At 63.6% G+C, this 24,646-nt stretch carries 27 protein-coding genes; 8 read left to right on the forward strand and 19 right to left on the reverse strand.

Annotation, left to right across the window (positions count from 1 at the left end):
- Positions 1-77: 77 nt before the first annotated feature.
- From L9B60_RS24300 to L9B60_RS24360, 13 genes are all read right to left on the reverse strand, one after another.
- On the reverse strand, positions 78-1,670 hold the full coding sequence (locus tag L9B60_RS24300; RefSeq protein ID WP_249673513.1) for an arylsulfatase: 1,593 nt from the start codon (positions 1,668-1,670) through the stop codon (positions 78-80).
- An 80-nt stretch (positions 1,671-1,750) separates the two neighbouring features.
- Positions 1,751-2,770, reverse strand: coding sequence for an HAD family hydrolase (locus tag L9B60_RS24305; RefSeq protein ID WP_249673514.1), 1,020 nt, complete (start codon positions 2,768-2,770; stop codon positions 1,751-1,753).
- Complete coding sequence (locus L9B60_RS24310) at positions 2,767-3,831, reverse strand: BatD family protein (RefSeq protein ID WP_249673515.1); 1,065 nt, start codon at positions 3,829-3,831, stop codon at positions 2,767-2,769. The genes L9B60_RS24305 and L9B60_RS24310 overlap by 4 nt, the downstream gene beginning before the upstream one ends.
- The gene (locus L9B60_RS24315) at positions 3,828-5,408 is read right to left on the reverse strand and encodes a VWA domain-containing protein (RefSeq protein ID WP_249673516.1); all 1,581 of its coding nucleotides are present in this window, start codon (positions 5,406-5,408) and stop codon (positions 3,828-3,830) included. Before L9B60_RS24315 ends, L9B60_RS24310 begins: the two co-directional genes overlap by 4 nt.
- Positions 5,393-6,385, reverse strand: a complete 993-nt coding sequence (locus L9B60_RS24320) for a vWA domain-containing protein (protein WP_249673517.1) — start codon at positions 6,383-6,385, stop codon at positions 5,393-5,395. The genes L9B60_RS24315 and L9B60_RS24320 overlap by 16 nt, the downstream gene beginning before the upstream one ends.
- Entirely contained in the window at positions 6,372-6,803 is a 432-nt protein-coding gene (locus tag L9B60_RS24325) for a DUF4381 domain-containing protein (protein WP_249673518.1), read from the reverse strand. The genes L9B60_RS24320 and L9B60_RS24325 overlap by 14 nt, the downstream gene beginning before the upstream one ends.
- Before the next feature lie 437 nt (positions 6,804-7,240).
- Positions 7,241-8,179 (reverse strand): DUF58 domain-containing protein, encoded by a 939-nt coding sequence (locus tag L9B60_RS24330; protein ID WP_249673519.1) that lies wholly within the window; start codon positions 8,177-8,179, stop codon positions 7,241-7,243.
- Positions 8,180-8,189: 10 nt separating this feature from the next.
- Positions 8,190-9,158 carry an AAA family ATPase gene (locus L9B60_RS24335; RefSeq protein ID WP_249673520.1) on the reverse strand — a complete coding sequence of 323 codons (969 nt, stop codon included), beginning with the start codon at positions 9,156-9,158 and terminating at the stop codon, positions 8,190-8,192.
- Positions 9,159-9,162: 4 nt separating this feature from the next.
- A complete protein-coding gene (locus L9B60_RS24340) occupies positions 9,163-9,756 on the reverse strand; it encodes a hypothetical protein (RefSeq protein WP_249673521.1) in 594 nt (197 codons plus the stop codon).
- Positions 9,753-10,517 carry a DUF2092 domain-containing protein gene (locus tag L9B60_RS24345; protein ID WP_249673522.1) on the reverse strand — a complete coding sequence of 255 codons (765 nt, stop codon included), beginning with the start codon at positions 10,515-10,517 and terminating at the stop codon, positions 9,753-9,755. The genes L9B60_RS24340 and L9B60_RS24345 overlap by 4 nt, the downstream gene beginning before the upstream one ends.
- 13 nt (positions 10,518-10,530) lie before the next feature.
- The gene (locus tag L9B60_RS24350) at positions 10,531-11,436 is read right to left on the reverse strand and encodes a transporter (protein ID WP_249673523.1); all 906 of its coding nucleotides are present in this window, start codon (positions 11,434-11,436) and stop codon (positions 10,531-10,533) included.
- A 20-nt stretch (positions 11,437-11,456) separates the two neighbouring features.
- Positions 11,457-12,857 carry a DUF1254 domain-containing protein gene (locus tag L9B60_RS24355; RefSeq protein WP_249673524.1) on the reverse strand — a complete coding sequence of 467 codons (1,401 nt, stop codon included), beginning with the start codon at positions 12,855-12,857 and terminating at the stop codon, positions 11,457-11,459.
- Between the two features lie 27 nt (positions 12,858-12,884).
- The gene (locus L9B60_RS24360) at positions 12,885-13,676 is read right to left on the reverse strand and encodes a hypothetical protein (protein ID WP_249673525.1); all 792 of its coding nucleotides are present in this window, start codon (positions 13,674-13,676) and stop codon (positions 12,885-12,887) included.
- Between the two features lie 248 nt (positions 13,677-13,924).
- Between L9B60_RS24360 and L9B60_RS24365 the strand changes: the two genes are divergently transcribed.
- Both L9B60_RS24365 and L9B60_RS24370 read left to right on the forward strand, forming a co-directional pair.
- Complete coding sequence (locus tag L9B60_RS24365; RefSeq protein ID WP_249673526.1) at positions 13,925-14,881, forward strand: quinone oxidoreductase family protein; 957 nt, start codon at positions 13,925-13,927, stop codon at positions 14,879-14,881.
- Positions 14,882-14,964: 83 nt separating this feature from the next.
- Positions 14,965-15,519 carry a YceI family protein gene (locus L9B60_RS24370; RefSeq protein WP_249673527.1) on the forward strand — a complete coding sequence of 185 codons (555 nt, stop codon included), beginning with the start codon at positions 14,965-14,967 and terminating at the stop codon, positions 15,517-15,519.
- Positions 15,520-15,522: 3 nt separating this feature from the next.
- Here the strand turns inward: L9B60_RS24370 and L9B60_RS24375 are convergent, their stop codons facing one another.
- Together L9B60_RS24375 and L9B60_RS24380 are read right to left on the reverse strand one after the other, a co-directional pair.
- Positions 15,523-16,035, reverse strand: coding sequence for a methylated-DNA--[protein]-cysteine S-methyltransferase (locus L9B60_RS24375; RefSeq protein WP_249673528.1), 513 nt, complete (start codon positions 16,033-16,035; stop codon positions 15,523-15,525).
- Positions 16,032-16,625 (reverse strand): TetR/AcrR family transcriptional regulator, encoded by a 594-nt coding sequence (locus L9B60_RS24380; RefSeq protein ID WP_249673529.1) that lies wholly within the window; start codon positions 16,623-16,625, stop codon positions 16,032-16,034. The genes L9B60_RS24375 and L9B60_RS24380 overlap by 4 nt, the downstream gene beginning before the upstream one ends.
- 148 nt (positions 16,626-16,773) lie before the next feature.
- Between L9B60_RS24380 and L9B60_RS24385 the strand changes: the two genes are divergently transcribed.
- Both L9B60_RS24385 and L9B60_RS24390 read left to right on the forward strand, forming a co-directional pair.
- Positions 16,774-17,166: a tautomerase family protein gene (locus tag L9B60_RS24385; RefSeq protein ID WP_249673530.1), complete on the forward strand. Its 393-nt coding sequence runs from the start codon at positions 16,774-16,776 to the stop codon at positions 17,164-17,166.
- A gap of 10 nt (positions 17,167-17,176) precedes the next feature.
- Positions 17,177-18,463, forward strand: a complete 1,287-nt coding sequence (locus L9B60_RS24390) for an MFS transporter (protein WP_249673531.1) — start codon at positions 17,177-17,179, stop codon at positions 18,461-18,463.
- A 336-nt stretch (positions 18,464-18,799) separates the two neighbouring features.
- On the opposite strand, the gene L9B60_RS24395 is transcribed toward L9B60_RS24390, so the two are convergent.
- The 3 genes from L9B60_RS24395 to L9B60_RS24405 form a co-directional block, all read right to left on the reverse strand.
- Entirely contained in the window at positions 18,800-19,321 is a 522-nt protein-coding gene (locus L9B60_RS24395) for a DUF2867 domain-containing protein (RefSeq protein ID WP_249673532.1), read from the reverse strand.
- A gap of 61 nt (positions 19,322-19,382) precedes the next feature.
- A complete protein-coding gene (gene ppnN / locus L9B60_RS24400; RefSeq protein ID WP_249673533.1) occupies positions 19,383-20,756 on the reverse strand; it encodes a nucleotide 5'-monophosphate nucleosidase PpnN in 1,374 nt (457 codons plus the stop codon).
- 154 nt (positions 20,757-20,910) lie between these two features.
- The gene (locus L9B60_RS24405) at positions 20,911-21,471 is read right to left on the reverse strand and encodes a GNAT family N-acetyltransferase (protein ID WP_249673534.1); all 561 of its coding nucleotides are present in this window, start codon (positions 21,469-21,471) and stop codon (positions 20,911-20,913) included.
- Positions 21,472-21,640: 169 nt separating this feature from the next.
- Between L9B60_RS24405 and L9B60_RS24410 the strand changes: the two genes are divergently transcribed.
- Complete coding sequence (locus L9B60_RS24410; RefSeq protein WP_249673535.1) at positions 21,641-22,468, forward strand: alpha/beta fold hydrolase; 828 nt, start codon at positions 21,641-21,643, stop codon at positions 22,466-22,468.
- 38 nt (positions 22,469-22,506) lie between these two features.
- Here L9B60_RS24410 and L9B60_RS24415 read toward each other — a convergent pair whose 3' ends face one another.
- Positions 22,507-22,728 (reverse strand): hypothetical protein, encoded by a 222-nt coding sequence (locus L9B60_RS24415; protein ID WP_249673536.1) that lies wholly within the window; start codon positions 22,726-22,728, stop codon positions 22,507-22,509.
- Positions 22,729-22,896: 168 nt separating this feature from the next.
- Here L9B60_RS24415 and L9B60_RS30500 point away from each other — a divergent pair, with 168 nt between their 5' ends.
- The 3 genes from L9B60_RS30500 to L9B60_RS24425 are packed head-to-tail and all read left to right on the forward strand — an operon-like array spanning position 22,897 to position 24,643.
- Positions 22,897-23,028 carry a hypothetical protein gene (locus tag L9B60_RS30500; protein ID WP_283780534.1) on the forward strand — a complete coding sequence of 44 codons (132 nt, stop codon included), beginning with the start codon at positions 22,897-22,899 and terminating at the stop codon, positions 23,026-23,028.
- Positions 23,025-23,777: a zinc ABC transporter ATP-binding protein AztA gene (gene aztA, locus L9B60_RS24420; RefSeq protein ID WP_249673537.1), complete on the forward strand. Its 753-nt coding sequence runs from the start codon at positions 23,025-23,027 to the stop codon at positions 23,775-23,777. Before L9B60_RS30500 ends, aztA begins: the two co-directional genes overlap by 4 nt.
- Complete coding sequence (locus tag L9B60_RS24425; RefSeq protein WP_249673538.1) at positions 23,774-24,643, forward strand: metal ABC transporter permease; 870 nt, start codon at positions 23,774-23,776, stop codon at positions 24,641-24,643. The genes aztA and L9B60_RS24425 overlap by 4 nt, the downstream gene beginning before the upstream one ends.
- Positions 24,644-24,646: the final 3 nt, after the last annotated feature.

A 24,646-nucleotide genomic window follows, 5' to 3' on the forward strand; every position in this document is an offset into this window, starting at 1 on the left:
CTGAATAAAGCGGGTACATGTGCAGGGGGCAGGCTTGCCCGTGATGGGGCCCTGAAGGCCCCATCCCGGTAAAGCGCTTATTGCTTGGTGCCTTGCTCTTTCATTTTCTGTTCGATCTTGGCGTCAACCTGCTTGCGCACCTGGTCGATGCTGAAGCTCGCCGGGTGTTGGCTCGGCGGGTACTCAACGAAGGTCTGCAGGAATATCGAGGCCTTCATGGTCGCGATACCGGTCAGGTAAACGTTTTTCGCCAACCAGTCGTTGTACTGGTCAGAGACAACGTCGGCGCGCTCATACGGGTCCATGCGCAGGTTGAAGATTTTCGGCACCCGCAGGCACACGAAGGGGTCTTGCCAGACTTCGAAACCGCCCGGTTTGCGCTGTTCGCAGAACACCGCTTTCCAGTCACCCCAACGCATGGCCACCAGGTCGCCGTCGTCGTTGAAGTAGTAGAACTCGTCGCGTGCGCCCTTAGGTTGCTGGCCGGTGATGTAAGGCAATTGGTTGTAGCCGTCCAGGTGCACCTTGAAGCTCTTGCCGCCGGTGCTTGGCGACCAGCCCTTGAGCAGCTTGTTTTTCACGTCCGGATCGCCAGCGGCGGCCAGCAGGGTAGGGAACCAGTCCATCCCGGAGAACATCTCGGTGCCGACGGTGTTGGGCTTGATTTTGCCCGGCCAGCGAATCATTGCCGGCACCCGGAACGCACCTTCCCAGTTCGAATCTTTCTCGCTACGGAAAGGCGTGGTCGCCGCGTCCGGCCACGAGAACTGGTTGGGCCCGTTGTCGGTGGTGTAGACGACGATGGTGTTGTCGGCGATTTTCAAGTCGTCGATGGTTTGCAAGAGCTTGCCGACGTCACCGTCGTGCTCCAGCATGCCGTCGGCGTATTCGTTGCCGGGCATGCCGCTCTGGCCCTTCATCGAATCACGCACGTGGGTGAACACGTGCATGCGCGTGGTGTTCATCCACACGAAGAACGGCTTGTCGGCCGCCACTTGTTTCTTCATGAACTCCTGGGCGGCGCCGGTGGTTTCGTCGTCGATGGTTTCCATGCGCTTTTTGTTCAGCGCGCCGGTGTCTTCGATCTTGCCATCGGCGAACGAGTGAATGACTCCGCGTGGGCTGAAGTTCTTGACGTAAGGGTCGTTAGGGTCCTGTGGCCAGTACGGGCGCTCGGGTTCTTCTTCGGCATTGAGGTGGTACAGGTTGCCGAAGAATTCGTCAAAGCCATGCTTGGTGGGCAGGTACTCGTCCTTGTCACCCAAGTGGTTCTTGCCGAATTGGCCCGTGGCGTACCCCAGGCCCTTGAGTGCCTGGGCGATGGTGATGTCACGGTCCTGCAGGCCCACCGGTGCTCCGGGGGCGCCTACTTTAGACAGCCCGGTGCGCAGCACCGACTGGCCGGTGATAAAGCTTGAACGCCCGGCGGTGCAGCTGTTTTCCGCGTAGTAGTCGGTGAACAGCATGCCTTCGTGGGCGATGCGGTCGATGTTCGGCGTCTTGTAGCCCACCACTCCTTGCCCGTAGGCACTGATGTTGGTCTGGCCGATGTCATCCCCGAATATCACCAGAATATTGGGCTTCTCGGCCGCCCCGGCCGCTGCTGCCAACCCCATGACCGAAGCCGCCACCACGGCGAGTTTCGGTAGCCACTTGCGTATGCGAGTCATATGACTTGCCTCCCTTTCGCGATATGAGCCGCCCGTAGGCGACGTTCTTGTCTGCATCACTGCTTTAACGCTCGGTACACTCATTGCACGTGCTCATCTGCGGGGGCATCGAAGGGGTACACCCTGCGCCACTCGGCCGCCATGTCTACGATAGTCCAGCTTTGTTGTTTCGCTTGATCAAGGGCTTTGTCCAGGCGCCCGATGCTGGATTGGCGGTCATAGGCCCACTCGCGCTTGGCATCGGTGTGGTGCACCAGGCCGACGAATCGCTTGCCACTGCCGGCGGCGGTCCACTGCAGCATCTGCAGGTCACCGTCGGAGTTGCCAAAGGCCAGCAACGGGCGGCGGCCGATGATGCTGTCGATGCTTTCCGGTTTGCCGGGGCCATCGTCGTTGTGCGCAAGCTTGGGCGTGCGCAAGATCGACGGCGTTGCGCCCGGTTGCCAGGCGGTGACGAAGGTGGTGCCGATCACCTGCTCCGGTGGGATGCCGTAGACCTTCTCGGCGAAGGCGCGCATGAAGGTCACTTCGCCGCCCGAGACGATGTAGGTCTTGAAGTCTTCCTGGCGCAGGTAGTCCAGCAATTCGAGCATTGGCTGGTAGATCATCTCGGTGTAGGGCCGCCCGGTTTTCGGGTGCCGCGCGCTGGCCAGCCAGGCCTTGGCGTTTTTCATGAAAGCTTCGGTGCTGATGCCGGTGTGGGTGGCGCCGACTATTTTCATCAGCCCGTCCATGCCGGTCGCACTCAGGGCCTTGTGGTCGTTTTCCAGCACCGCCTTGAACGGTTGCGTGGTTTTCCATTCCGGGTGCTGCGGGGCCATGCGCTTGACCTCGTCGAAGGCGAACAGGATCTGGAAGTAGGCCGGCTGTTCGCTCCACAAAGTACCGTCGTTGTCGAACACGGCGATGCGTTCGGCCGGCGCCACGTAGTCGGGCGAGCCCTTGTCGGTCACGGCCTTGACGAAGGTTTCGATGGCGCTCTTGGACGGGCCGTCGCGCCAGGAGGGCAAGGGCTCTGCGGCCAGTAGCGAGAGCGGCCAGAGCAGGGTCAGCAGGCAGGCCAGGGCCAGTTGTTGTCGACGGTTAGCGAGGCGTCTCATGGGTATTCCTTGTCGAGTCGAGGGTTGAGCGGGCGTAACTCACGGGGCGCCAGGGCCTTGCGCAGTGCCCGGTAGTGCAGGCGCGCCTGTTGCCGACAGTGCGCGGCATGGGGCATGAAGGCGCGGGCGGCGCACACCAGCGCAGCGACCAGGGCCAGCAGGCTGGCCAGCGCCAGCCAATAGCGCGCCAGGTGCAAGCGCGCGCCACTGCCTAATTGCTTGAGGTCTTCGCGGATGGAAAACACCGGTGGTGCGCTCGTGGCGGCGGCGGCCTGGAACGCGACGGCGGGCAGCTGCGCGGTCGCCATCTGCTGGCTGGCAACGTTCCACCAGGCGAGGTTGATGGCGGGCAATTCAAAGCGCCCGGCCTGGTCGATACGGTAGGTCACGCTGTCGATGCGCTGGCCGCCACGCACGTGGCCACGGCCGTCGTCCAGGGCCAGCACCTGCGGGGTTTTCAGGTAACGGCTCAAGCCGTTGACTTCGGCCAGCGTGGGCGTGGGCAACGACAGGCTCAGGGCGCCCTCGGCCTGTAAGGTCAAGGTGCGGGTCACGCTGTCGCCGGCCTTGGGCGGCGTGGCGCTGTAGCTGATTTGCTGGGTGAAGGTCAGGGCCTGGGCCACCAGCAGCGGTTTGCCGACCGGTGCGCCGGCAGGCAGGCTTACCTCAAGTTGCAGCGGCGGGCTGCGCGCGCTCAACGGCGCACTGGCCTGGCCGGGCGTGGCCTGTATGGTCAACGCCGGGATGCGCAGGGCCTGCGCTTGCTGCGGGGTGATGCGCCAGGTGTAGCGCATGCCGAACAGGGTTTTGCCATCGACCTTTAGCGTCAGGTGCTGGGCCTGGTCGTCGGGGGGCAGCACCCGTGCGCCGGGCAGGTCCAGGGTGGGCAGCTGCGGGGCGCTGCTGAACCAGGTGTCGGTCAGCACATCCACTTGCAGTGCCACGGTCTGGCCGACCACGACGCCGGTCGCCGGCACCAGGTGCGCCTGTACCTGCAGCAGCGGTTCGGCGCAGGCAAAGCGGGCCAGCAGGCACAGGCCCAGCAGCAACAATGGCTTCATGGCGTGGCCCCTTGCGTGGCCAGGTCCTGCAGGGCGAACTTGTGCTTGAGAAAGCGTGCCGGCGAGGTGGTCAGGTTCTCCAGCCATTGGGCGTCGCTGGCGGCCTGCTGGGTTTGCACCGTCTGGCTCTTGCCTTTGTCCTGGGTATTGTCGAATTTCACCGCGTCGGCCTTGGTGTCTGGAGCGTTCTGTTGCGCCGAGTCGGTGTCTTTTTGCAAGGCGATGGCCAGGGCCAGGTTGGCCTGGGCCTCGGGGAAGTCGGGTTGCAGCTTGAGTGCCTGCTGGTAGGCGGCGATGGCCGGGTCGAACTTATAGCGGCGGGTGTAGATGTTGCCCAGGTAGAAGTACGCTTGCGGCGTATCCAGCCTGGCGAAACTGGCCAGGGCCAAGTCGTAGTCCACCGCCTGGTAGGCGGCGACGCCTTTCCAGTAAGGGTCGTTGAAATGGGCGGCGGCGGCCGGGTAGTGGCCGTGGTCGAAGGCCCAGCGGCCTTGCTGGTCGGGCGTCATGAAGGCATCGGCCAGGGCGCCGGCCTGGGCCGGGCTGGGCGCCAGGCTCACCGCCAGCACCAGGCCGGCCACCCAGTTCAGGCTCCAGCCTTTGCGCACGCTGAAAAAGGCGATCAGCAGCAGCGGCCAGCACAGCCAGTAACCGGCGTCCTTCCAGGCCAACTGATGGTCGGGGTCGCTGGCGGCCTGAAAGTGCTGTTGGGCATGGCCTTCGATCCAGTCCAGGTCGCTGTCGTCCAGCGTCAGGCTGCCCAGGGGGGCATCCAGGGCCTTGGCCAATTGCTCAAGGCCAGCCTTGTCGAAGGCGCCCAATTGCGGGCGGCCGTTGTCGTCGGTGCGCGGCTGGCCATCGGCATTGCGGATGATGCCGCCGTTGGCGCTGCCGGCAGCCAGCACCAGCACTTGCAGCGGCGCATCGCCCAGTGCCTTGGGTAAGGCGTCGAACTGGCTGTTGTCAGCGCCGTCGGTGATCAGCACCAGGGTGGCCGGGGTCTTTTCGACATCGATCAATTGCCGGGCCTGGCTGATCACCGCCAGCACGTTCTTGCCGGGTTTGGCGATCAGGTCGGTGGAAAGGGCCTGCACGAAGGTGTCGAGCAGTGCCGGGTCATCGGTGGGTGGCAGCACCAAGTGGGCGCTGCCGGCGTAGGCGAGCAAGGCGGTGCGCGCGCCGCCGCGGCGTTCGATCAGGTTGTGCACCTTGTGCTTGGCGGCTTCCAGGCGGCTGGGGGCCAGGTCGGTGGCGTCCATGGAGGGCGACAGGTCGAAGGCAAAAATCAGCGGCGCGCGGTTGTCGACGAACGCCGGGCGGTCCTGCTCCCAGGTCGGCCCGGCGGCAGCCAGGGCGCCGATGATCAACAGGGCGGCGAGCAGGTGCACCGGGCGCACCCGTTGCTGCTCGTGGGTCTTGATGATCAGGTGCGCCAGCAGGTGCGGGGCGATGTTGCCGCGCAGCCGCCGTTGCAGGTCATGGTGGTTACGCCACGCCAGGGGCAGCAGGATGCCAGGCACTATCAGCAGCAGCCAATAGGGGCGCAGTAAGTGCAGGGCGTTCAGGTCGATGTCCATCGTGCCCCCGCTTGCCAGCGGCTGCCCAACAGGGCGCCCAAGTGGTACAGGGTCAGCAGCACCAGCGCGGCGCCCAGCGGCCAATAGAACAGCTCGCGCTTGGGCTGGTGGCTCAAGGTGTTGACCTGGTGCGGGGTGATGGCGTCCAGCGTGGCATAGACCTGGCTCAGGGCATCGCGGCTGTCGGCGCGAAAGAAGCGCCCACCGGTGGCACTGCTGATTTTTTGCAGGGCGTCGAGGTCGACCTTCGCTTCGCCTTCGGCCGAGGGGTCACCGATGCCGATGGTGTGAATGACCACGCCCTTGCCTGCGGCCATTTCGGCGGCATGGGTGGGGGTGATGGCGCTGCTGGTGTCGTTGCCGTCGGTGAGCAGGATCAGCACTTTCTGTTGTTCGTGGGCCTGGTCCAGCAACTTCAGGCTCAGGCCGATGGCGTCGCCGATGGCGGTGTTGGGCCCGGCCATGCCGATGCCGGTCTGCGCCAGCAGCAGCGACAGGCTGGCGTGGTCCAGGGTCAAGGGCGCTTGCGGATAGGCGGCGCTGCCAAACACCACAAGGCCCAGGCGGTCTTCCTTGCGCTGCTCGATAAAACCCTGCACCACCTGTTTCACGGCGCTCAGGCGATCGATCTGCTGCCCGGCGGCGTTCTTGAAATCAGTGGTTTGCATGGACTGCGACAGGTCGATGGCCAGCATCAGGTCGCGCACCGGCTGGTGTTGCTCGATGGGCTTTTGCACGTACACCGGGCGGGCCACGGCCAGTACCAATAGGGCCCAGGCCAGCAGGTTGAGCAGTTGTTGCCAGCGGTTGCTGCGAAGGCCTGGCGCGCTGGGGCGCTGGCCGATGGCGCGGCTCATGGCGGCGAAAAAGGGTACGCGCACGGCGCTGCGCGCCTCGCGGTATTCGGGCAGGTAGCGGTAGCCCAGCCAGGCGGCGGGCAGTAGTAATAGCAGCCACGGGGCTTCAAGTTGCCACATGGTGGCCCTCCACCCATTGGCGGCTGTGCTGCAACAGTTGGCGGGTGGCCAGATCGGCCGGCAGCGGTGCGTAGGCCAATTGGGCCAGTTGCTGGCTGAAGTCGGCTGGCAGCGGTTGTTTGCTGTGGGCCTGCAGAAACTGCTGCCAGGCCTCGCCCTGCAAGGTGGCCACGGCCGGGTTGCCGGGCATGGACAGGGCGACGCGCTTGAGCAGCTCAGGCAGTTCGCGCAGGGCCCCGGTGGTGCCGGCGCGTTCGATTTGCGCCAGGCGCAGCAGGGCGTCACGGCGGTACTGGTTTTGCCGCCACTGCCACAGGCGCCAGGCGGCGTAGGCGATGAGCGCGATGATCAACAGCACGGCCACAGCGGCCCAACCCCAAGTCTGGGGGGTGTAGCTGATGGCGGGCGGCAGGGCCATTTCCCGCAGTTGTTCAATGTCAGGCCGCTGTGTAGGAGCGGATTTATCCGCGAAGGCCGTGCCGCCGTACATCAGGCATACCGCAGCGATTTTTTCGCGGATGAATCCGCTCCTACAGGGGGGCGGGGGTGCGGCTGTAGGAGCGGATTTATCCGCGAAGGCCGCGCCGCCGTACATCAGGCATACCGCAGCGATTTTTTCGCGGATGAATCCGCTCCTACAGGGGGGCGAGGGTGCGGCTGTAGGAGCGGATTTATCCGCGAAAGCCGCGCTGCGGTACATCAGGTACGGCGCAGTAATTTTTTCGCGGATGAATCCGCTCCTACAGGGCGTCGGGGGTGCGGCTGTAGGAGCGGATTTATCCGCGAAGGCCGCGCTGCGGTACATCAGGTACGGCGCGGTAATTTTTTCGCGGATAAATCCGCTCCTGCAGGGGTTCATTGTTGCCTCCCCAATTCCGAACGTAGTTGTTCCAGGGCCGGGAACTCGGTGCTGAACATCAGCAGCGGCACCTGGCTGCGGCGCAACAGGCTGGCGACTTCCTGCAGCCGCCCGCCGAGGAACTCGCCCAGGGGTTTGTGCACCTGGCGTTTGCCGACGGCCAGCTCGATCTGCAGTTGCCCCTGGGTAACCAGCAACCGCCCCTTGTCGGGTACGTTCAGGGCGATGGGGTCATACACCTGCAAGGCCAGCACATCGTTGTGCGCGCGCAATTGGCGAAGCAGTTGCAAGGTGCGCGGGGTGGCACCGGCAAAATCGCTGATCAGGCAAATCAAATGGTCGTGCCCGGCCAAGGCCAGGCAACGCTGCAGCACGTTGTCCAGTTGCTGTTCGCCCTCGCTGTCGGGATTGCTGGCCGACAGTTGCTGATTGTGTTGGACCAGGTGCGCGCACAACGCCTGCACCCGGGCGCGGCTGCGCAAGGGGGCGACACTGTCGATGCGCTGGTCGTTGAACACCAGCCCGCCAACCCGGTCGCCACTGTTGAATACCATCCACGCCGCAAGCGCACCCAGCTCGGCCGCCAAGGCCGACTTGAAGCTGCGTCTGGAGCCGAAAAACATCGACATGCGCTGGTCCACCACGATCAAGGCCGGGCGGTCGCGCTCTTCGGTGAAGCTGCGCACCACGGCTTTTCCGGTGCGTAGCGAGGCGCGCCAGTCCAGGTGGCGCAGGTCATCGCCCGGCTGGTAGCGGCGCAGTTCGTCAAAGTTCAGGCCGCGCCCGCGCAAGCGCGAAGCATGGTTGCCGGCCAACAGGCTGTGGCGCGGCTGGCGGGCCAAAAAGCTCAAGCCACGGCTTTGCTCGGCCAAGCCCATCAACTGGCTCAGCGAAATATAGACCAGCCCGTCTACCGCCTGCTCGGGCACCTGCATCACGCACTCCTCAGGCCGGCAGGGCCACTTTTTCCTGAAGCCGATCCAGCACGGCGTCGGCACTGATGCCGTCGGCCACCGCGTCGTAGCTCAACTGCAGGCGGTGGCGCAGCACCGGGTGCAGCACCGCGCGCACGTTGTCGGGCGTGACAAAGGTTTGGCCCTTGAGCCAGGCATCGGCGCGGGCGCAGCGGTCCAGGCCGATGCCGCCGCGAGGGCTGGCTCCTATGTTGATCCAGCGGCCCAGGTCGGCGTCGTAGTCGGCGGGGTGGCGGGTGGCGTTGATCAGGTCGATCAGGTAACGGTCGATGGCCGGTGCCACGCTGATCGCCGCGACCTCCTCGCGCGCCGCAAAAATCACTTGCTGGCCCAACTTGAACGCTGACGCCAGCTCGGCGGCCTGCTCTTCGTTGCGCAATAGGCGCAGCACTTGGGCTTCATCTTCAGGCTTGGGGTAGTCGAGCAGTACCTTCATCAAAAAGCGGTCCATCTGCGCCTCCGGCAGCGGGTAGGTGCCTTCCTGTTCGATGGGGTTTTGCGTGGCGATCACGATGAACAGCGGCGGCAACACATGGCTCTTGCCGGCCACGGTGATCTGCCGTTCTTCCATGGCTTCCAGCAACGCGGCCTGGACCTTGGCCGGGGCGCGGTTGATCTCGTCGGCCAGGATCAGGTTGCCGAACAAGGGCCCTGGCTGGAACTGGATCTGGTTCTGCCCGTTGGCCTGGTGCAGCACTTCGGCGCCGGTGATGTCCGAAGGCAGCAGGTCAGGGGTGAACTGGATGCGGCTCATCTGGGCATCCAGGTGCCGGGCCAGTGCCTTGACCGTGCGGGTCTTGGCCAGCCCCGGCAGGCTCTCCAGCAACAGGTGCCCATTGGCCAATAGGCCCAGCAGCACCTGGCGGATCACCGCGTCCTGGCCCAGCACGCCTTCGGCGACGCTTGCGTGCAAGGCCTTGATGTCATCGAGTGTGCTCATAGGGTCACCATGGCGAATGCACGACAATGAATTGCACGCTGCTGCCCACGTATTGCGGCTGGTACCAGGTGGGCCCGCAGTGCTGGTAGGCCACGCCATTGGCCACCACCGACACGCAATCGGCCGGGATGGTGGTGACCCGGGTGCCCACGGCGATAATGGCTGCCGTGGTGCCGGCCACGACGGCGGCAGCGGCCCAAGGGTGGTACCAGTCATCGCCATGCGGTGGCGGCGGTGGTGGGGGCGGCGGCATCGGATGCGGGCCCGGGCCAGGTCCTGGGTAGGGGCCGGGGTGCGGACCGGGCGGCGGCATCGGGTGCGGCGCCGGGCCAGGTGGCATCGGATGCGGCTGTGGCCCCGGCATGGGATGCGGTTGCGGCGCGGGCATCGGATGTGGCTGCGGCGAAGGCATGGGGTGCGGCTGGGGTGCAGGCATTGGCCGAGGCGCGGGCGGTGGTGCGCCATGGAAGTTGCCACCATGCGGCATCACGAAGCTGCGGCCACCGCCACCGCCGCGCATTTGCCAGGCGTTGGCGGCCAGGGGGTCAAGCAGGCTGACGATCAGGCCGGCGGTCAGCAGAAGGCGCATGGGTTTCATGGCTGCTCTCCTGCAGGCGCTGGCACGGGCGCTTGAATCACCCGCAGGGGCACCTGCTGCGCCTTGGCCGGCGGGATGAAGGTGAAGGTATTGGCCGGGATCTGGGCCTTCAGGTCCCAGTTGAAGTCGACACTGTGGCGCGGCAGCTCAGGGGTGTCACGGCGGGTGATGACCAGGCGGCAGGGCAGCGGGTCGGGACCGGTGCGCACCCACAGCTGCCAGTCGATGTCGGGCTGACGGTAGGCGTAATGGGTGCAGGTGTAGGCGCCCAGGCGCTCGTCGCCAATCACCAACGCTTCACTGATGCCCACGTCCTTGGCCGTGGTCGGCCCCCAGCGGAACAGGTCCGACAGTGGCAGTTCGATGCCGTAGCGGTCGGCAATGTCATCGAGCAACGCATCGATGGTCGCTGGCGCCGGGCCGTTGGTGTAGTAGCCGTAATGGCCGTCGTACAAGGTGAAGCTTTTGCCGTCATAAAAGAACTGCCGTGCCGACGTGCCCTGGTCGACGCTGACGTGCAGTTTGTCCGGGTGCACGGTGAGCACGTCGGTGCGGTGATGGAACTCCACCACCTGGCCGGTCTCCAGGGTCTGGTCGGTGGCGCTCTCGGCGCTCAAGGCGTAATGGGGCAGGGCGTGCAGGTAGCGGCCCATGGTCTCAAGTACGCCCAGGGCGCGGCTATCCATTTCTGCTGGTGCCTGGGCATGGGCGCTGCCGGCCAGGCACAGGCCCAGCAGCAACGCGATACGGGTGTAGTTCATGGTGCGCTCCCGGTTACCAGACGTATTGCAGGCGGAACGTCCACACGTTCACGTCAGGCGAGCCTTCGCGCTCCGACACCGTGTCGGAATAGGCCACCAATCCGCCGAACTGGGGTGACAACATGAAGCCCAGGCTGGCGCCGGCCAGGGAGTTTTCCTTCTTGTTGTCTTGCCAGTCGCCGTTGATGCGGGTTTCGCCGCCGACGTTGTAGGTGGCGTCCAGCGATACCCACAGGGCGCGGTTAATGGTGTAGCTGTAGTGTCCTTCCACGGCGTACAGGGGTTTTTGCTCAAGCTTGTTGTTGCCCAGGTAGTCATCGTTGTCGCCGTACAGCGAGACATAGGTGTTGAACTCAAGCCAAGTAGGGCCAATGGGGGTGCCGAAGGCGATCTCCGGCTTGAACACCCATCGGTTGGCGCCGATGTTGATGACTTTTTTCTTGTCGTAGTCACCGGTGGGCACGGTCAGCCAGGCGGCGCCGGACAGGAAGGTCTCGGGCTTCCAGTTCATGAACTCCTCGGCGCTCAGGGCCGGGCCACCGAAAAAGTTGTGGGCCAGTACCACCTGGCTGTCGCCCATGCCGCTGTTGTGCTTGGTGCCGCTGAAAAACTGCGCATTGTCGAACGAGGCACTGAGGTCGGCGTAGGGCTGCAGGAACTGGATGGCGGTATTGCGCCCGTCTACCGAGAACGAGCGGGCATAACGAAAAATGTACACGTCGGCATTCAGCGACAGGCCGTCCAATGGCACCGAGGTGTCGATCGGGGTGTTGGTGTCCACCAATGCGTAATAACCGAACACCATGTTCAGGTCAGTGGGCGTGTTTTGCCAGTCGCGGGCGTTGTCGGCCTGGCTCACCAACGGTGTGGCGGCCAGGGTGAGGGCGGTCAGTCGACCCAAATGCGTACGGTACCCCATGGTTTTGCTCCTTCAAAAATCTAGCGGGCAGTCGGGATCAGCAGCGGCAGTTTCCATTGGCCATTGGCCAATGTCGGCCCGGGCATGTACACGCGCAACACCCCGTAGAACGGGCCGTCCGGTGCCGGCAACCAGTTGCTTACCTTGTCTGTTCCGGGCGAGTCGTGCTGCACGTAAAGGGTCAGGCCGCCGTCGGCGTCCTTGTGCAGCTGGCCGAGCATGCGCGAGTTGATCAGGTAGCGATCCAGTGGGTTGTCCACCAGCAGCTTGGTCTTGGCGTCGTACATCGTCAGTGACCAGAAGGCCTTGGCAGGGGGCAGCTCGCCCTTTTTGAAATGCAGGGTGTAGTTCTGCTTGGCGGCGTTGGCCGGTTGGCCTTTGGCGTCGGTGAAGTAGCCCAGGTAATTGGCTTCGGCGGCCGAGTTGCCGAAGATGCCCATGTTGGCGCCCACGTAGCGGTACAGGTAGTTGTTCTTGAGGTGCTCACGGGTGCCGAAGAAGTCGCCGCTGGTGAGCTGGTGCGTGTCGATCTTGGTCTTCTTCAAATCGGCAAATTCGGCCTTGCCGGCTTCGATGCCGCGCTGCAAGGCAGCCAATTGCTCGGGGCTCAGGCTTTTTTCGTCAAAGGCAGCGCCTGGGCCGACATCGATTTTCGCCAGGCGCTTGAACAGCTCGGTTTCGCTGGCCACCGGTTGCGCGAAGCCGAGCATGAAATCCAGGTAGCGGAACAGCGCCGGGCTGTCGCTCATGTCGGCCTGGGGCGCTGGCCAGTCGATGGCGGGGGCGGCGGGCGGCGCGGGTTGCTTGAGGTATTCGCTGAGCGGTTGAACCTTATAGCCCTGTTGGATTTGCTGGACCTTGTCCAAGTCCTTGTCATCGAACAATTGGGTGCGATACAGGCCATAGACGATGTCGCCTTCGCTGCGCACGACCTTGTCGACATTGGCAGGCTTGGGGCCTTTCCAATGGGGGCCGGCCACCAGGAAGTGGCCGCCTTTGTTACCGGTGGTGCGGGTGCCCAGGTAGGCGAAATTCTGCGTGTACAGGTCGATCAATTGGGTGGAGTAGTAGCGGCTGCCGTCCACCGCCGGAAGGGTCAGCACTTGCGGTTCGGCGCGCAGGTCCAGCCACACGAACGAGTAGGGCGTGTCCGAGTTGGGCGTGATGAATGCCGTGTCCTTGGGCGTGAACACCCGGGCGGTGTTGCCGATCTGGTTGAACGGTGCCTTGTAGTCGGGGCCGTCCTTATCCACCGCTTGGGCGTAGAGGGTCTTGTACATCTCCACCACCGGAAAGCCGTACAGGTAGGCTTGCTTGGCCAGTGCCTCGGCTTCGCTGGGGGTGGCGCTGAACTCGGCCAGTGCCGGTGCGCTGATCATCAAGGCCAGTGACGGGATCAACAACAGGTTCAAAGACTTCATGTGAACGGATCCTTGTTAACGCGACAATCATTTACCGAGGGTGACGTTGATGCCCGCAAATAGCGTGAATTGCGGCACGCCTGCGCCTTCGTGTTGCACCGTCCATTGGGGCTCGACATAGGCGTTGAAAATATTGACGCCCACCTTCCAGGCCCTGCCCACGCCCAAACCGATGGGGATGTAGTGGGTGTCGTTTTTCAGATCGAACGTCCACGTGCCGGTGGAGCGCAGGTACCAACCCTTGGGCAGGTTGTGAATGACAAAGGGCTGGAAGGTGGCGGATTCGACATGTTCGCGGTCGCTGTCGCCGGCGAACGAGCTCTGGTATTGCACCAGGGCGCCCAGCAACCCGCGCGGGGAGGCGTCGATGGCAATCGCCGCCAGGCCCGCCTGCCATTTGCCGGTGCCCAGTTCGTCGTGCGCGGCGGTGGGCGCGGTGATTTGCGGGCCGATGCCCAGTTGCACACCTTCGGTCTTGAGCAAGAAGATGTCGAACAGGTTCAGGTCGCCCATGCCCGTGCTGTAGCCGCCTTTTGGGTCGGGGCGGGTGCTGATCGGCAAGGTGGCGCGCAGTAATTGCGGCACGCCGATAAAGTCGCCCGGGGCAACTGGCAAAGTGCCACGTAATAGCGTGTCGTTAGTATGGAGGTTGCTGTTATATAACTGCGGGGTGTAATAGTCCTGCAGGTTAAGACCCGGCGCCAAGTTCAGCGGGTTATTACTTTTGTTGGCGGTATCGGCATTGTCGGCCAGGGCAAATTGGCCAGCTTGGAGGCTCAACGCCACGCCCAGCGCGGTGCGGGTGAATAATCTGTCCATAGTATTCTTCAACGCCTTAATCCAATGCAGCGGCGAGGGAGAATAACCCCCAAGGAATCGCTAGTTGAAGTTAGCAGCGAATTTCGCCCTTGCAAGTTTGTGTGTGAAACATTTTTTAATCGGTGGTTGAATGATTAGCTGCCTTAGCATAAGCCGTACTGGATGGCCGGCAGACAGAAGTGATTGGCCGGATGCCACGGTGTGCAGGCCATAGACTGAACCCATCGTCAACAGCCTTAGGCACCCTCATGAAAGCACTGCAATTTTCCCGTACCGGCGACCTCGCCGCCTTGGCCCTGGTCGATGTGCCAAAGCCGGTACCCGCCGCAGGTGAGATATTGGTTCAGATCAAAGCTGCCGGGCTCAACCCCAGCGACGTGAAAAACGTGTTGGGCCGCTTTCCCTACACCACTCTGCCGCGCATCCCAGGCCGGGATTTCGCCGGCGTGGTGGTCGAAGGCCCGGCGCATTTGCTCGGGCAATCGGTATGGGGCACGGGCAAGAACCTGGGCTTCATGAACGACGGTAGCCATGCCGAGTACCTGACCGTGACGGCCGACGGGGTGGCGCTGATGCCCAAAAGCCTGAGCTTCGTGCAGGCCGCCAGCCTGGGCGTGCCGTACACTACTGCGTGGGATGCGCTGGAACGCAGCCAAGTGGCGGCGGGTACGCGCTTTCTGGTGATTGGCTCCGGTGCCGTCGGCGACGCTGCCATGGCGTTGGGCCGCGCCCGCGGTGCCGAGGTGCTGGTGGCCGTGCGCCGCCAGTCAGAGGCCGCGCGGTTGCAGGCAGCGGGCTACCGCACCCTGGTACTGGGTGCGGCAGACGCCCTGGGGGCGCAAGTGGACGCGGTGTTCAAGGGCGGTGCCGAAGTGGTCTTCGACACCACCGGCGCCTGGCTGCCGGCGGCGGTGTCGGCCTTGGCCACCTTTGGCCGGCTGGCAATCATTGCCGCACCGGTGGACGGCCTGGTGCAACTGCCTGCGCTGGCCCTCTATCGCCGTGGCGGCGTGTTGGTGGGGGTGAACTCCTTGCTGTACACCTGCGCCGAGTGCGCGCGGATGCTGGAGCATTTTGGCCAGCATTTCGATGATGGCTTGCTGCCGTTGCCGGTGGATTTACAGGCGTCGCCGTTGGTTGAAGGGGTGGCGCGGTATGCCGAAGTGAATGGGGGCAGCAGTCAGAAGGTGATTCTGCTGCCGTAGCGCTTTCACGTTCCCCACGAAAAAGCCTGCGGCATGCCGCCAAACGGTGCTAAACCTAAGGTTTGTGCGCGCGGGAGAAGGTCATGGGCCGAGTTTTACTGTTCGCGGGCATGCTGGCCTTCATGCCCTTTGCCCAGGCCGTGGAGTACACCCGGGTGAATACCACGGCCAGCCAGATCGCCTTCAATTATTCGGTGATGGGCAACAGCGTATATGGCCGCTTCGCCACCTTTGAGGCGAGCCTGGATTTCGACCCTGACAACCTGGCCACCGCCCATGCCAAGCTGATCATCCAACTGGCCAGCATCGACGCCGGCAGCCCCGAGACCAATAGCCAATTGCAGGAGTCTGCCTGGTTCAACACCGCTGATTACCCCGTGGCGGTGTTCGAGGCCGTCAGCACCAAAGCCTTGGGCGACAACCACTATGAAGTGACCGGCAAGTTGTCCCTCAAGGGCCAGACGCGCGACATTACCCTGCACATGGAATTGAAACCGGGCAATGACATCGGCGTGTTCGACGGCGATTTCCTGCTTAATCGCAGCGATTTCAAGATCGGTGAGGGCGAGTGGGCCAGTTCCAGCGTGGTGTCCGATGACATCAACATCAAGTTCCGTATCGTCGCCCCCGCCCACTGAAGCTTACAGAAAGTTAAGCTCGCTTTGGCGCCCGGGCAAGGCCCCTTCGAGCATCAGCAAACGCTCCTTGGCCGCCAGCCCGCCGGCGAAACCGGTGAGCTGCCCACTGGCGCCGATTACCCGGTGGCAGGGCGCGATGATAGAGATGGGGTTACGCCCATTGGCCGCCCCCACTGCTCGCACGGCCTGGGGGTGGCCGATCTGCACGGCGATGTCGCTGTAGCTGCGAGTTTGGCCGAAGGGGATGGTGAGCAAGGCCTGCCAGACCTTTTTTTGAAACTCGGTGCCCTTGAAGGCAAGTGCCAGCGCGAACTGCTGGCGACTGCCGGCAAAGTATTCGTCGAGTTGCCGCGCGACCTGGCCCAACACCGGGCAGTCGGGCGCGGCCAGCAGCGGGCCCAGGCGTACGCGACCGGGCTTGTCGTTCTCCCAGAGCACGGCCACCAGGTGCGGGCCGTCGGCGACCAGGGTCAACTCGCCGACCGGGGAGGGCAGGGTCTGGCACGTCAGGCTCATGTTGGGCGGTCCGTTTTCAAGAAGGCCTTGGTGGCCTTGATCAACTCATCGGCAAGCGTTGAGCCCTCGGTGGCGCGCGCCAAGGTCATGGCCCCGACCATCAGCGCGTACTCGACCAAGGCGGTTTGCCGAGTGCTGTCGGCGTCGGGATCGTCCAGGGTGCCTTGGTAGGTCGCCAGCAAGTGTTCCAGGCCCTGGACGTAGGTCTGTTGCAGGGCCGATGACTCAGGCTCGCGCGGCAGGTCGCCGCCAAAGGCAATCACCGGGCAGCTCTCGGCCTGGCGGGCACGCATGCCGTCGGACAGGTAGTGGTCGATGATGGCCTGGCGCGCCTTGCTCTTTTTACGGTGCGCGCCCACGCGCTCCTGCCAGGCTTTGGCCGACAGCTCGAAGGCCTTGGCGCAGGCTTCGTTGGCCAACGCTTCCTTGGAGTCGAAGTGGCCATAGAACCCGCCGTGGGTCAGCCCGCTGGCCTTCATCACCTCGGCCAGGCTGACGCCATTCATGCCGCGCTGGCGGAACAGCCGGCTGGCGGTTTCGGTAATGGTGGCGCGGTTCTGTTCGCTCTGCTGCTTGGAAACCCTGGGCATGCTGACCTCGCACGGTGCTTGAAATACATGACTACGATCATATATGGCGACGATTCGCCTGTCTTGCCAAGTCATAATACATGATGTAAAACATCTATTAAATAAAGGTTGGTCGACATCTATTTTAAGCCGCCCCAGGAGCATCACCATGCCACTTGCCCGAATCGACGTCGCCGCCGATACCCCCACCCAAACCGTTGCTGCGATCAGCGACGTGGTTTACCAGGCCATGCTGGACACAGCCAATGTGCCGCCCCACGACAAATTCCAGGTGATCAACCGCCATGCCAGCGACGAACTGGTGTACCCGGCCGAGGGCTATCTGGGGCTGACCTATACGCCTGATATCGTCTTTATCCAGATCACCTGGAATGCCGGGCGCACGGTCGAGGTCAAGCAAGCCTTCTACCAGGCCGTGGCCGAAGGCATCCACGCGCGCACCGGCTTGCGTAAAGAGGACGTGTGGATCAGCCTGGTGGACGTGAAACGCGAAGACTGGTCATTCGGCAACGGCGAGATGCAGTACGCCCCGCAAGCATAAGGAACGCTCCATGTTGTCTACGTTGGTTGCAAGCCGCCTGGCGCGGCGCCAGGTTCACTATGGCTGGGTGGTGGCCGCCGTCACCTTCCTGACCATGCTGGTGATGGCCGGTGCCATGGGTGCGCCCGGGGTGTTCATCAAGCCGCTGGAGCAGGAGTTTGGCTGGAGCAGCGCGCAGATCTCCTCGGCCCTGGCCATCCGCTTCATGCTGTATGGCCTGATGGGCCCGTTTGCCGCGGCCTTCATGAACTACTTCGGCCTGCGTCGGGTGGTGCTGGCGGCGCTGGTGATCGTGCTGGGTGGCCTGCTCGGCTCAATGTTCATGAACAGCTTCTGGCAACTGGTATTGCTGTGGGGTGTGGTGGTGGGGATCGGCACCGGGCTCACCGCCATGGTGCTGGGCGCCACGGTAGCCACGCGCTGGTTTTCCCACCGGCGGGGCCTGGTGGTGGGGTTGCTGTCGGCCAGTTCCGCCACCGGGCAGTTGTTGTTCATGCCGCTGATGGCGGCGCTGACCGAGCATTATGGCTGGCGCATGGCCCTGCTGTTTATCTGCGGTGCCATGGCGCTGGTGGTGCTGGCGGTGATTGCACTGCTGCGCGACCGGCCGGTGGACATGAACCTGCCCTTGTACGGCGAGCAAGAAGTCTTGCCCGCGCCACGCAATCCGGGCGGCCTGCTGCAGATGCTGATCAGCCCGCTCAAGGTGCTGCGCGACGTGTCGGGCAGTTGGACCTTCTGGGTGCTGTTCCTGACCTTTTTCGTCTGCGGGGCCAGTACCAACGGCCTGGTGCAAACCCACTTCATCAGCATGTGCGGTGACTTCGGCCTGCTGGCCACCACCGCGGCCGGCATCTTGGCGATGATGGGCATTTTCGACTTTTTCGGCACCGTGGGCTCCGGCTGGCTGTCGGACCGCTTCGACAACCGCTGGCTGTTGTTCTGGTATTACGGCTTGCGCGGCATCGCGCTGATGCTGTTGCCGTTCACCGATTTCACCGTGTATGGCTTGTCGTTCTTCGCCGTGCTGTATGGCCTGGACTGGATCGCCACCGTGCCCCCCACGGTCAAGCTGGTGGCACAGAAGTTCGGCGGCGAGCGCGCCAACATCGTCTTCGGCTGGGTGTTCGCCGGCCACCAACTGGGCGCAGCCTTCGCCGCCTATGGCGCAGGGCTGACCCGCACGTTGCTGGCCACCTATACGCCAGCGTTTTTCGTGGCCGGCATGCTGTGCGTGATCGCGGCGCTGATCGCCTTGTCCATCCCGGTGATGCTGAGGAAAACCGCCGCGAGCTAAGTCATTGATAATGAATATCAATAGAAACGATGACGGGGATCGTTAGGCGGCTGTTAGGATTGTTTCCAGTGAACAGAAGGCCGGCGATGCATGCCCTGCGTCGAAGGCCAGCTCCCTGTTTGCTCTCTTTGGTGAAATGTTTTAGCCGCTATCGCGTTTGTGATGGCGGCTTTTTTTTGCCCCGCTGGTGGCCTTCGAAACGGCCACGCACCCCCTGTAGGAGCGGATTTATCCGCGAAAAGGTCAGCGCGTTATTTCAGGGGAATGTGCGGGGAATGCTTCGCGGATAAATCCGCTCCTACACCAGACGTCGTCGCAAGCCTTAACAAGCAACCATCACCCATTGATATTCGCCAACGTGCGCGGCGCAATCACTCGATGCATCGGCCCCACCGGCACCATGTACACCCTGCCCAACAGATTGTGCGTACGCACCACCGTCGACAACACCACGGTCCTGCTGCCATCGGCATCAATCGGCAGCCGATTGAGCACCACATACACATCCAGATGTTTGTCGCGGTCCACCATCAGCGCCTCGTCGTCGGTGCTGGACACCAGCGTGAAGATGCCGATCCGCTGGCCCGGTTGGTAGCTGGCCTCGTCGCGTTTCAAATCGATGCGTTTCAACCCGCCCAGGTCCTTCAAGCCCACCAGTTTGACCGCACGGTTGCGCAGTTTCATCAGGCTGTCGATCCAGGCCGGGGTGGCGGCCATGATGGTCAGGGCATGGCCCAGGGCGGTGCGCTGCACATCGACCACGCGCGCGCTTTGGCAGTCGACGAAGTCGGCGCCTTGGACGTATTGGTTGACGCTGGAGAGGGCTGGGACGGTGCATTTGCTGACGATGGTTTTCATGGCCACCCTCGCGTGATTGAGCAGGGGGAAAGCCCGGCGCAGGGTGCGCCGGGCGCTCGGGTCAGGTCACCACGCGGTAGCACGGCACGTAGGCCGCGCCACCGGGCAGCTTCATGCGGTGCTGGTCGACGAAGGCTTTGAGCAGGTGATCCAGGGGTTGCATGATCGCCTGGTCGCCGTGGATCTCGTACGGGCCGTGCTCCTCGATCAGGCGGATGCCCTTGTCTTTCACGTTGCCGGCGACGATGCCGGAGAACGCGCGGCGCAGGTTGGCGGCCAGTTCGTGGGGCGGCAAATCGCGGCGCAGCTGCAGGCTGGCCATGTTTTCGTGGGTGGGGTCGAAGGGGCGCTGGAAGCTTTCTTCGATTTTCAGCAGCCAGTTGAAGTGGAAGGCGTCGGCGCGCTCGCGGCGGAACTGCTTGACCTCTTTGAGGCCCGCGGTCATTTGCCGGGCGACTTCGGCCGGGTCATCGATGATGATCTGGTAGTGGCGGTGGGCGGCCTCGCCCAGGGTCGCGCCGACGAAGGCATGCAGTTGCTGCAGGTACGGCGCGGCACTTTTCGGGCCGGTGAGCACCACCGGGAACGGCAGTTGCGCGTTGTCCGGGTGCATGAGGATGCCCAGCAGGTAGAGGAACTCTTCGGCCGTGCCGGCGCCGCCCGGGAAGATGATGATGCCGTGGCCGACGCGCACGAAGGCTTCGAGGCGCTTCTCGATGTCGGGCAAAATCACCAGTTCATTGACGATGGGGTTGGGCGCTTCGGCGGCGATGATGCCAGGCTCGGTGAGGCCCAGGTAGCGGCTGCCACTGATGCGTTGCTTGGCGTGGGCGATGGTGGCGCCCTTCATCGGGCCCTTCATCACGCCCGGGCCGCAACCGGTGCACACGTCCAGGCGGCGCAGGCCCAGCTCGTGGCCGACCTTTTTGGTGTACTTGTATTCTTCGCTGTTGATCGAGTGGCCGCCCCAGCACACCACCATCTTGGGCTCGACGCCCGGGCGCAGGGTGCGGGCGTTGCGCAACAGGTGGAACACGTAGTCGGTGATGCCCTGGGAGTTGCTCAGGTCGATGCGCTGGCTGTCCAGCTCGTTCTCGGTGTAGACGATGTCGCGCAGGGCGCTGAAGAGCATTTCGCGGGTGCTGGCGATCATTTCGCCATCGACGAAGGCGTCGGCGGGGGCGTTCAGCAGTTCCAGGCGCACGCCGCGGTCTTGCTGGTGGATGCGAACTTCGAAATCCTGGTAGGCCTCAAGGATGGTCTTGGCGTTGTCGATGTGGGCGCCGGTGTTGAGGATGGCCAGGGCGCACTGGCGGAACAGTGTGTAGATGCTGCCTGAGCCGGCTTCGCTCAGTTGCTGCACTTCGCGTTGGGACAGCGTCTCCAGGCTGCCTTTTGGGCTGACCGAAGCATTGATGACGTGTCTTGATGCCATACTTTATTCCTTAGGGCGTGACTCACTACCCGCTGTTAGACCGGCCGGTGGGCGCGGTGTGAAGCGCTGCAAACCGTTGAGTTGGCTCATAAAGGCGCCAAATACAGAATGAAGTCAAGCACCCCGCGCGTCAAACCCCGTGACGCCTGCGCGCCTATCGCCCGCGCCGTGGGCGTGACACCACCGACTCGATGTTTTTGCGCCCGATCAACAAGGGTTTGGCCGGCGCCTGCAGCCACTTGTACATCACCAGGCAATCGACCAGGCCCAGCTGCCCATGGCGAAAGGCCCGGGGCAGGCGGCCGACGGTTTCAAAGCCCAGCTTGTGCCACAGCGCCACGGCCACTTCATTGCTGGACACCACCGAATTGAACTGCATGGCCAAAAAGCCGCTGGCCAGGGCCAGTTGCTGCGAGTGCTCGCACATCAGCCGCGCCACGCCCCGGCCCCGTGCCGCCTCGGTGACCATGTAGCCGCAATTGCACACGTGGTTGCCGGGGCCGGCGGCATTGGCCTTGAGGTAATAGCTGCCCAGCAGCACGCCGTCTTCCTCGGCCACCAGGGTGTGCAGGGGCAGGTCCAGCCACAGCGCCTGGGCTTGCGCCTGGGTAAGCGCCGGGTCGTAGGCGTAGGTTTGCTGGGCGCCGACCACGGCGCTGAAGGTGGGCCAGAACGCCGGGAAGTCAGCGGCGGTCATGGTGCGGATGTTGATCATGGCAGGCCTTGTGGGGCAAAAAGGACGCTGACAGTGTATCAGGCACGCCGCCGTGGTTTGGCGCCTACACTCCTCGCACCTCACGCCTTTTGCACACGCCCGTTCAATTTATGTCACGTACGCCCGTGCAAGATGGGGAAACCCTTCCATACACCCAGAGGCGCCGACCATGACTCAACCTTTTATCAACACCCCCGATGGTACCCCGTTGTTCTACAAGGACTGGGGCACTGGCCAGCCGATCGTGTTCTCCCATGGCTGGCCGCTGAGCGCTGACGCCTGGGACAGCCAGATGTTGTTCCTGGCCGGCCAGGGCTACCGTGTGATCGCCCATGACCGCCGTGGCCATGGCCGCTCGGGGCAAACCTGGGGTGGCAACGACATGGACACCTACGCCGATGACCTGGCGGCGTTGATCGAAGCCCTGGACTTGAAGGATGCGGTGCTGGTGGGGCATTCCACCGGCGGCGGCGAGGTGGCGCGCTACATCGGCCGCCATGGCACGAAGCGCGTGGCCAAGGCCGTGCTGATCAGCGCCGTGCCGCCCTTGATGCTGAAAACCGCCGGCAATCCTGGCGGCCTGTCGATCGAGGTGTTTGACGGCATTCGCAAGGGCGTGACCGATGACCGCTCGCAATTCTTCAAGGACCTGGCCATGCCGTTTTTCGGCTTCAACCGCGACGGTGCCAAGGTTTCCCAGGGCCAGATCGACTCCTTTTGGCGCCAGGGCATGCAGGGCAGCGTCAAGGGCCAATACGACTGCATCGAGCAGTTCTCGGCGGTGGACTTTACCCAAGACTTGAAGAAGTTTGACGTGCCGGCCCTGGTGCTGCACGGCGACGATGATCAGATCGTGCCGATCGATGCGTCGGGCAAGCGTTCGGCGCAGCTGATCCCGGATGCGCAGTTGCAGATCATCCCAGGGGCCTCCCATGGCATGTGCGCGGTGAATGCCGATGTGATCAACGCGGCATTGTTGGCGTTTATCAAAGGCTGATGCGTGGGGCACCTGGATTTCACGCCAGGTGCCCACCTTCAATCATCATTGGCCTGCACCCGCCGGCCCATGATCAACGCCAACTCCTTCCACGGGAACTGCGCCTGCGCAGGTTTCAAGGCACAGCCTTCGGCATGCCTGAACGGCACCCCGGCATTCCATGGCCACTGGCAAATTGCGCACGTGGCGCATTGCAGATGATCGCCATTGAGCACCCACCGCTGGTTCCACTGGTGCATTTCGCGCGTCTGATCGGGCATGGCGGCCTCTTGAATAGGAGCTGATGCTCGAAGCGTAGCAGCAGATCTTTGCTTCGGTGTTTCGGCGCGGGCGTCTATCGCACGGTTTTGCGCGGTGCGTGCAGATTTCATGAAATAAATAGAAACAGGATGTTATAGTGTAACAAATCGCATCGAGTCACCGATCCTGTGAAAGCTCCCACCGTACGTTCCATTGCCGGCTCTGCGCTGGCCCTGTCTGCCGGCAAGCGCCTGCTGTTGGCTGTTGCTGTGCTTGCCCTGTTGTGGCTGGCCATCACCTGGGCGGTAGCGGTGCCATGAGCGCGGCCATTTCCCTGGACAACCTCACCATCGCCTACGAACGCCGGCCGGCCGTGCATCACCTCAGTGGCCGTTTCGCGGCCGGCAGCCTGACGGCCATCGTCGGGCCGAACGGGGCGGGCAAATCGACCCTGATCAAGGCCATCGCTGGCACCTTGAAACCGGCTGCCGGCAAGGTTGATCGCGGCCAGTTGGCCACGCGCAAGCTCGGTTACCTGCCGCAGGCGGCGGAGATCGATCGCAGCTTTCCGTTGAGTGTCGCCGACATCGTGGCCATGGGCGCATGGGGCAGCATCGGCGCGTTTCGCGGGCTAAGCCGTGCTCAGGCGCAGCGCACCCAGGATGCCTTGGGGGCGGTGGGGCTGGAGGGCTTCGAGGGGCGCAGCATTGGCTCGCTGTCGTCAGGGCAGTTCCAGCGGGTGTTGTTCGCCCGCTTGCTGCTGCAGGACGCCCAAGTGATTTTGCTGGATGAACCTTTCACCGCCATCGATGCACGCACCACCCAGGATTTGCTCGAGCTGGTGCGCGTGTGGCACGGCCAGGGGCGCACGGTGATCGCCGTGTTGCATGAGTTGGAGCAAGTGCGCCAGCACTTCCCGCAGACCTTGCTGATGGCCCGCGAGGTGATCGCCTGGGGGGCGACCGGCGAGGTGCTGAGCGTGGATAACCTGCGCCGCGCGCGCAACATGGCCGAGTTCTGGAGTGCCGACGCCGAGTTGTGCGCGCTCGACCAGGGGGCGCAGTCATGATGCTTTACAGCACCTTGGTGCAACCTTTCGTGGAGTTCGGTTTCATGCGTCGCGCGCTGGTGGCCTGTCTGGCTTTGGGCATTGGTTCGGGGCCGGTGGGCGTGTTGTTGATGTTGCGGCGCATGAGCCTGGTGGGCGATGCCATGAGCCACGCGGTGCTGCCGGGGGCGGCGGTGGGCTTTTTGTTCGGTGGCCTGTCGTTGCCGGCCATGGGCTTTGGCGGGCTGATCGCCGGCCTTGCGGTGGCGTTGCTGGCCGGGCTGGTCAGCCGCCTGACGGCGCTGCGTGAAGACGCAAGCTTTGCCAGCTTCTACCTGACGTCCCTGGCCGCCGGCGTGCTGATCGTGTCGCTGCACGGCTCCAACGTCGACCTGCTGCACGTGCTGTTCGGGACCATTCTGGCCATCGACTCCACGGCCATCTACATGGTCGGCAGCATCGCCTCGTTCACCGTGCTGCTGCTGGCCTTGATCTACCGCCCGCTGGTGCTGGAGTGCTTTGACCCAGGCTTCCTGCGTGCGGTGGGCGGGCGGGGCTCGCTGTACCACGTGCTGTTTTTGTTGCTGGTGGTGCTCAACCTGGTGGCCGGCTTCCAGGCCCTGGGTACGTTGATGGCGGTGGGCATGATGATGCTGCCGGCCACCGCCGCCCGCTTCTGGGCTACCTCGCTCAGCGCGCTGATGATCATTTCCACGGTGGTGGCCACCTTGTCCGGGCTGATTGGCCTGATCATTTCGTATCACGCAGGCGTGGCATCGGGTCCCACCATCGTGCTCACCGCCAGCGCGTTCTATGCCTTTTCGTTGATTTTCGGCCGCAGTGGAATCCTGCGCCGGCTGTTTCCCCAACCTCACTTGGCCAACTGAAGG

This window comes from Pseudomonas abieticivorans (assembly GCF_023509015.1).
Taxonomy (GTDB): domain Bacteria; phylum Pseudomonadota; class Gammaproteobacteria; order Pseudomonadales; family Pseudomonadaceae; genus Aquipseudomonas; species Aquipseudomonas abieticivorans.